At 70.7% G+C, this 6,721-nt stretch carries 6 protein-coding genes; 2 read left to right on the top strand and 4 right to left on the bottom strand.

Annotated elements, in window-relative coordinates; genetic code table 11:
• Positions 1–68: 68 nt before the first annotated feature.
• The gene (gene tyrS / locus N799_RS09160) at positions 69–1,361 is read right to left on the bottom strand and encodes a tyrosine--tRNA ligase (protein ID WP_081974884.1); all 1,293 of its coding nucleotides are present in this window, start codon (positions 1,359–1,361) and stop codon (positions 69–71) included.
• 158 nt (positions 1,362–1,519) lie between these two features.
• Here tyrS and N799_RS09155 point away from each other — a divergent pair, with 158 nt between their 5' ends.
• Positions 1,520–2,935 (top strand): peptidoglycan DD-metalloendopeptidase family protein, encoded by a 1,416-nt coding sequence (locus tag N799_RS09155; protein WP_036211187.1) that lies wholly within the window; start codon positions 1,520–1,522, stop codon positions 2,933–2,935.
• A 94-nt stretch (positions 2,936–3,029) separates the two neighbouring features.
• A complete protein-coding gene (locus N799_RS09150) occupies positions 3,030–4,175 on the top strand; it encodes an anhydro-N-acetylmuramic acid kinase (RefSeq protein WP_036211185.1) in 1,146 nt (381 codons plus the stop codon).
• On the opposite strand, the gene N799_RS09145 is transcribed toward N799_RS09150, so the two are convergent.
• The 3 genes from N799_RS09145 to N799_RS09135 are packed head-to-tail and all read right to left on the bottom strand — an operon-like array spanning position 4,145 to position 6,596.
• The gene (locus N799_RS09145) at positions 4,145–4,456 is read right to left on the bottom strand and encodes a hypothetical protein (RefSeq protein ID WP_052101409.1); all 312 of its coding nucleotides are present in this window, start codon (positions 4,454–4,456) and stop codon (positions 4,145–4,147) included. The two genes, N799_RS09150 and N799_RS09145, sit on opposite strands and share 31 nt — an antisense overlap.
• Positions 4,453–5,799: an AmpG family muropeptide MFS transporter gene (locus N799_RS09140; RefSeq protein ID WP_081974882.1), complete on the bottom strand. Its 1,347-nt coding sequence runs from the start codon at positions 5,797–5,799 to the stop codon at positions 4,453–4,455. The genes N799_RS09145 and N799_RS09140 overlap by 4 nt, the downstream gene beginning before the upstream one ends.
• Positions 5,796–6,596 (bottom strand): exodeoxyribonuclease III, encoded by an 801-nt coding sequence (locus tag N799_RS09135; RefSeq protein ID WP_036211182.1) that lies wholly within the window; start codon positions 6,594–6,596, stop codon positions 5,796–5,798. Before N799_RS09135 ends, N799_RS09140 begins: the two co-directional genes overlap by 4 nt.
• Positions 6,597–6,721 lie beyond the last annotated feature (125 nt).

The following is a 6,721-nucleotide window of genomic DNA, read 5'->3' as shown; positions in this document are numbered from 1 at the left end:
CATTATGCACACCTCTTCCGCGTTCGGGAAGAGGCATGCGGAAAATTTCTTCGCGGCGTGGCGCGCGTTCAGCCGACGACCAGCCGGACCCGCGCGAAGTTGCGCTTGCCGACCGCGAGCACGCCCTCGAAGCCCGGGTGCAGCACGCGCTGGGCGTCCTCGACGACATCGCCGTCGATGCGCACGGCGCGCTCCTTGAGCTTGCGGTTGGCCTCCGAGTTGCTCGGGGTCAGGCCCGCGGCGGTCAGCAGCGCGGCGATGCGCAGGCCGTCCGCCGGCACCGCGACGTCGCTCAACGGCAGCTGGGCGGTATCGCCCTGCCCGCGCACGGCGGCGTTCCAGCCGGCGACCGCGGCGTCCGCCGCCTCGGCGCCGTGGAAGCGCGCGGCCAGTTCGCGGGCCAGCCGCAGCTTGAGGTCACGCGGGTTGAGCGTGCCGGCCTCGATGTCGCGCTTGAGCGTGGCGACTTCGGCCAGCGTGATCTCGAAGCTCAGCAGCTCGATCCAGCGCCACATCAGCACGTCGTCGATCTTCATGGTCTTGGTGACGATGTCGATCGCGGGCTCGTCGATGCCGATGTAGTTGCCGAGCGACTTGCTCATCTTCTGCACGCCGTCGAGACCTTCCAGCAGCGGCATGGTCAGCACGATCTGCGGCGGCTGGCCGTGCGACTCCTGCAGGCCGCGGCCCATCAGCAGGTTGAACTTCTGGTCGGTGCCGCCGAGCTCGACGTCGGCCCGCAGCGCGACCGAGTCGTAGCCCTGCACCAGCGGGTAGAGGAACTCGTGGATCGCGATCGACTGCTGGGCGGCGTAGCGCTTGGCGAAGTCGTCGCGCTCGAGCATCCGCGCAACGGTGTGCTGGGCGGCAAGCCGGATCATGTCGGCCGCGGTCATCCGGCCGAACCACTCGGAGTTGAAGCGGACTTCGGTCTTCTCGCGGTCGAGGACCTTGAACACCTGGTCGGCGTAGGTCCTGGCGTTGGCCAGCACGTCGTCGCGGGTCAGCGGCTTGCGGGTGGCGTTCTTGCCGGTCGGGTCGCCGATCATCCCGGTGAAGTCGCCGATCAGGAAGATCACCTGGTGGCCGAGGTCCTGGAACTGGCGCAGCTTGTTGAGCAGCACCGTGTGGCCCAGGTGCAGGTCGGGGGCGGTCGGGTCGAAGCCGGCCTTGACCCGCAGCGGGCGCCCGGACTGCAGCCGCGCCACCAGTTCGTCGCGCTTGAGGATCTCGTCGGCGCCGCGGCCGATGAGGTCGAGCGCGGCCTGGATGGCGGGATCGAGGGTTGCGGAGGACGGCGGCGGGGTCGGGGCGGAAGGAATCTGGGCGGACAAAGGGGCGTACTCGGGGGTATGGGTCATGATCACGTCGTGACGATGATCATAAACACGGGATGACTGGTTCCGAACATTGACGGAGTCGAAAAACCCATTCAGCTCAAGGGTTTGACGCATACTCCTCGCGTCCCTATCGTAACGCCGCTACGCCGCCTTCACAGTCCTGCGCGCGGGAGACATCGATGACAGCACCGCACTCCGGTCCCGGCCGGCGCCAACGCCTGAAAAACCTGCGCGAAGCCGCCCTGCACCGACCGGTGCTGGCACGCCACCTCTCCGATGGATTCAACGGCCGCTGGTCCCGCCGCCAGTGGGTGCAGGCGAGCCTGTTCGCGACGATCGGCATGCTGGTCGCATCGATCGTGCCGGGCTTCGACGTCGCCCCGCCGAGCGCGCTGCAGGCGCGCCAGTCGATGGCGCTGAGCCTGCCGCCGCTGGTGCGTCCGGCGGTCGAGGCCGGCGACAGCTGGCAGGTGGTGCGGGTGCAGCCGGGACAGACCCTCGGCGCGCTGTTCCAGCAGATGGGCGTGCCGGCGACGACGATGTACCGGATCCTCGAGCAGCCCGGCGTCCGCGAGGTGCTGACCCGCCTGCGCCCCGGAACCGAGCTGGCCTTCGACCTGCCGCTGGACGGCCCGCTGCGCGCATTCCGCTTCGACCGCGACGACACCCACCGGGTCGAGCTGACGATCAAGCCCGACGCGATCGTCGAGAACGTCATCGAGCGCCCGAGCGAGACCCGCACGGTGGTGGCGTCCGGCGAGATCAGCAGCTCGCTGTACGCCGCCGCGCGCAAGGCCGGGCTGTCGCCCAACGCGATCGCGACGATGACCGGCGAGATCTTCCAGTACGACATCGACTTCACCGACGCGCAGAAGGGCGACCGCTTCAGCGTGGTGTACGAGCAGGTGTGGCGCGAGGGCGAGCGCATCGGCACCGGCGAGATCGCCGCGGCGACGTTCACCACCGGCGGCAAGACCTATTCGGGCTTCCGCTTCGAGCATGACGGCAAGGTCGGCTACTACACCGCCGACGGCCGGCCGCTGAAGAAGGCCTTCATCCGGATGCCGATCCCGTACGCGCGGATCACGTCGGGCTTCAGCAAGGCGCGCAAGCATCCGGTGCTCGGCCGCACGCGCGCCCACCAGGGCGTCGATTACGGCGCCGGCACCGGCACCCCGATCCACGCCGCCGGAGATGCGCGGGTATCGTTCGTCGGCTGGAAGGGTGGTTACGGCCGCACCGTCGTGCTCGACCACGGCAAGGGCTACACCACGCTGTACGCGCACATGTCGCGCTTCGGCAAGTACAAGCCGGGGCAGAGCATCAAGCAGGGCACGGTGATCGGCTACGTCGGCAGCTCCGGCCTCGCGACCGGCCCGCACCTGCACTACGAATTCCGCATCGGTGGCGTGCACCGCAACCCGCTGACCGTGACCATGCCGCCGCCGGAGCCGCTGAAGGGCGCGGCGCTGGCCGCGTTCCGCGCGCAGACCGCGCCGGCGCTGGCGCGTATCCAGCAGGTCGAGGACATCATGTACGCCAAGGTCGAGCCGGCCGCCGAGTCGAAGCCGGCCAAGCCCGCCACGAAGGCCTGAGCACATGACGCATGAATCCGCGGGCCCGGCCGGGGCGAACCCGGTCGGGCCCGCGTCGTTTGCGGACGGCGACGCGGCCGCCGCGCCTGTATCGATGGCGGGGCTGTACGTCGGCCTGATCTCGGGCACCAGCGCCGACGGCATCGACGCCGCGCTGGTCCGATTCGACGCCGACGGCACGACCCGGATGGAGCTGGGCCGTACCTTCCCGTGGGAACCGCGGCTGCGGGCGCGGCTGGTCGAGCTCGGCCAGGGCGGCGCGCTGCGGTCGATCGACGAGTTCGGCGAGCTCGACGTGCGCATCGGCGAGGCCTTCGCCGCCGCCGCGCGGCAGCTTCTCGACGACGCCGGCATCGACCCGGCGCAGGTCCGCGCGATCGGCTCGCACGGGCAGACCGTGCGCCACCGGCCGGCCGGCGCGGCCTACGACGGGCGCCACCCGTTCACCCTGCAGCTGGGCGACGGCAACGTCATCGCCGAGCGTTGCGGGATCACCACGGTCGCCGACTTCCGACGTCGCGACGTCGCCGCCGGTGGCCAGGGCGCGCCGCTGCTGCCGGCCCTGCACGCGGCGATGCTCGGCTCCGGCGCCGAGGACCGCGCAGTGCTCAACCTCGGTGGCATCGCCAACCTGACCCTGCTGCCGCGCGGCAACGCGAACGCCGGCGTGGCCGGTTTCGACACCGGCCCGGCCAACGCGCTGATGGATGCCTGGTGCGAGCGCGTGCTCGGACAACCCTACGACGCCGACGGCGCGTTCGCCGCCAGCGGCACGGTCGACGACGCCCTGCTCGCGCGCCTGCTGGACGAACCGTGGTTCGCGCTGGCGCCGCCCAAGAGCACCGGCCGCGAGCAGTTCCACCTCGACTGGCTGGCCGCCCGGCTGACGGGCGACGAAGCGCCGGCCGACGTCCAGGCCACGCTGCTGCGGCTCACCGCGACCACCGTCGCCGACGCCCTGCTGGCGCGCCAGCCAGGCACCCGGCGGGTGCTGGTGTGCGGCGGCGGCGTGCACAACGCCGGCCTGCTGCGGGCATTGGCCGGGCGGCTGCCGGGCATGGTGGTGGAGTCAACCGCCGCCTTCGGCCTCGACCCCGACTTCGTCGAGGCGATGGGCTTCGCCTGGCTCGCGCGCCAGACGCTGGCCGGCCTGCCCGGCAACCTGCCCGGCGTGACCGGCGCAGCCGGGCCGCGGGTGCTGGGGGCGATCTACCCCGGCAGTTGCTCGCCGCGCGTCTGACCGGCGCCCTCGCCGGCCTGCGCCTCGCCGGGCACGGCGGACCGGCCGATCAGCGAAAAGCCGGGGTCGTCCTGGATCTGCTCCAGCGCGGCGATCGCCTCCTGCAGGGCCTGCGCGTCGCTGTCGCTGAAACGCGCGGCCAACTCGGCCTCGCAGGAAAACAGGCCGTGCTCGATCAGGTGGGTCAGCACCTGTTGCTGGCTCCAGCCGTGCGCCGCGGCCACCCGGCGCACCCGCCCCAGCAGCAGCGGATCAATCTCGATCGAAAGGGTCTCGGTCATGGCAGTGTCGTCCCGCCGCGGCCATCGCGCGGCTGTGGTTCGCTCCCGGCCACGCGGCCGGGCTGGAACAGGTTACCGCGTCGCCACAGCCATGCCAGCAACAGCAGGGTCGGCACGACGGTGAGCGCGCTGAACATGAAGAAGCTGACGTACGAGGTCGCTTCGACGATGTAGCCCGAGACGCCGCCGACGAACTTGCCCGGCAGGTTGGCCAGCGACACCAGCAGCGCGTACTGGGTGGCGGTGAAATTGCGGTCGGTCAGCGACGACATGAACGCGATCAGCACCACCCCGGCGAAGCCCTGGAACAGGTTGTCGGCGCTGATGGCGACGTAGAACGCCCAGATTTCCGACGGGTACTGCGCCATCAGCACGAAGGCGAGGTTGGACAGCGCCACGCCGATCGCGGCCACGAACAGCATCGCCCGCACGCCCCAGGCCGCCACCGCGACGCCGCCGAGGAATGCGCCGGCGATGCCCATCCAGATGCCGTAGAGCTTGGAGACGGTGGCGATGTCGGCCTTGCTGTAGCCCGAGTCGAGGTAGAACGGCCCGGCCATCACCCCGATCACCTGGTCGGGGAACTTGAACAGGCCGACGAACACCAGCAGCGCCAATCCGAGCACCAGCCCGTTGGTGCTGAAGAAGCTCGAAAACGGCTGCCAGAACGCGCCGAGGAAATCGATCCGCCGCTGCACCGTCGACTCCGGCGCGACCGGCTCGCGCGCCAGCAGCGTGGTCACGACCGGGATCAGCATCAGCGCGGCCATCGCCAGGTAGGCGACCTCCCAGCCGCGGAACTCGGCCAGGTACAGCGCGCCGGCACCGGCCAGGATCAGGCCGAAGCGGTAGCCGAGGGTGTAGGTCGCCGCCAGCGCCGCCTGCGCGCTGGCCGGCGCGATCTCGATGCGGTAGGCGTCGACCGCCGAGTCCTGGGTCGCGCCGGCGAACGACGCCAGCAGCACCCACCACACCAGCGCGGTAACGTCCTCGCCGGGCCGGGTCAGCGCCAGCGCCGCCAGCGCCACCGCCACCACCAGTTGCGACACCAGCAGCCACGAGCGGCGCCGGCCCAGGAACGCGGTCAGCGGGAACGCGTAGCGGTCGATCAGCGGCGCCCACAGGAACTTCAGCAGGTAGAAGAAGCTCGCCAGGCTGATCAGGCCGATGCTGCCGAGGTCCAGCCCGACATCGCGCAGGCGGGTCGACAGGGTCATCGAAGCGATCAGCAAAAACGGCAGGCCCGAGCCGAAGCCGAGCATCAGCATGGTGATCGCCGACGGCGTGCCGAACGCGCGCCGGATGCCGCGCCAGCCCTTGTACGACACCGCTTCGGCCGTCACCGGCCCGGCTCCAGGTCATAGTCGACGGTGAACGGGGCGTGGTCGGAGAACCGCGGCTCGCGCAGGATCGACCAGCCGCGCAGGCGCCCGGCCAGCCCCGGCGTCACCAGCTGGTAGTCGATGCGCCAGCCGACGTTGTTGGCGTAGGCGGCGCCGCGGTTGCTCCACCAGGTGTAATCCTGGCCTTCCGGCTCCAGCGCGCGGTAGGCGTCGACCCAGCAGGCGGCGTCGCCGTCGGCGCCCTCGCCGCACAGGCCGTTGAGCCAGTCGCGCTCGGGCGGCAGGCAGCCGGAGTTCTTCTGGTTGGACTTCCAGTTCTTGATGTCGAGCGCGCTGCGGACGATGTTCCAGTCGCCGCACAGCACGTAGTCGCGGCCGCTGGCGAGCCATTCGTCGAGGTGCGGCTTGAGCCAGTCCATCACCTCGAACTTGAAGCCCTGGCGCAGCTCGCCGGACGAGCCCGACGGGATGTAGAACGACACCACGCTGAGGTTGCCGAAGCGTGCCTCGATGTAGCGGCCCTCCTCGTCGAACGACTCGCGGCCCAGCGCGGTGCGGACCTCGTCCGGCTCGTGGCGGCTGTAGATCGCCACGCCGCTGTAGCCCTTCTTGGTGGTCGCGTCGCGGAACCAGGCGCGGTAGCCGTCGACCAGGAACTCCGGGCCGGCCAGCTGGTGCTCCTGCGCCTTGGTCTCCTGCACGCACAGCACGTCGGCGTCCTGCGCGCCGAACCAGTCGAAGAAACCCTTGCGGGCGGCCGAACGCAGGCCGTTGGCGTTGAAGCTGATGATGCGCATGCAGGTCCGGGGGAAGTGATCGACGCTGACGCGGCAGGATAGCCCAGCGCGCCGCCCCGGGCGGGGCCGCGGGCACGCCGCGCGGGTGCGGCCGGTATCATTTCCGCCCCCGTCCCCGGTTGAGC

This window comes from Lysobacter arseniciresistens ZS79, from assembly GCF_000768335.1.
Lineage (GTDB): Bacteria > Pseudomonadota > Gammaproteobacteria > Xanthomonadales > Xanthomonadaceae > Novilysobacter > Novilysobacter arseniciresistens.
The sequence above is the reverse complement of the archived record's forward strand: the minus strand, read 5'-3'. Positions and strand labels throughout refer to the sequence as shown.

Excerpts from the sequence above, each read along its gene's own strand:
- tyrS (WP_081974884.1), bottom strand. The coding sequence starts at position 1,361 with ATGACCCATACCCCCGAGTACGCCCCTTTGTCCGCCCAGATTCCTTCC.
- N799_RS09155 (WP_036211187.1), top strand. The coding sequence starts at position 1,520 with ATGACAGCACCGCACTCCGGTCCCGGCCGGCGCCAACGCCTGAAAAAC.
- N799_RS09150 (WP_036211185.1), top strand. The coding sequence starts at position 3,030 with ATGGCGGGGCTGTACGTCGGCCTGATCTCGGGCACCAGCGCCGACGGC.
- N799_RS09145 (WP_052101409.1), bottom strand. The coding sequence starts at position 4,456 with ATGACCGAGACCCTTTCGATCGAGATTGATCCGCTGCTGCTGGGGCGG.
- N799_RS09135 (WP_036211182.1), bottom strand. The coding sequence starts at position 6,596 with ATGCGCATCATCAGCTTCAACGCCAACGGCCTGCGTTCGGCCGCCCGC.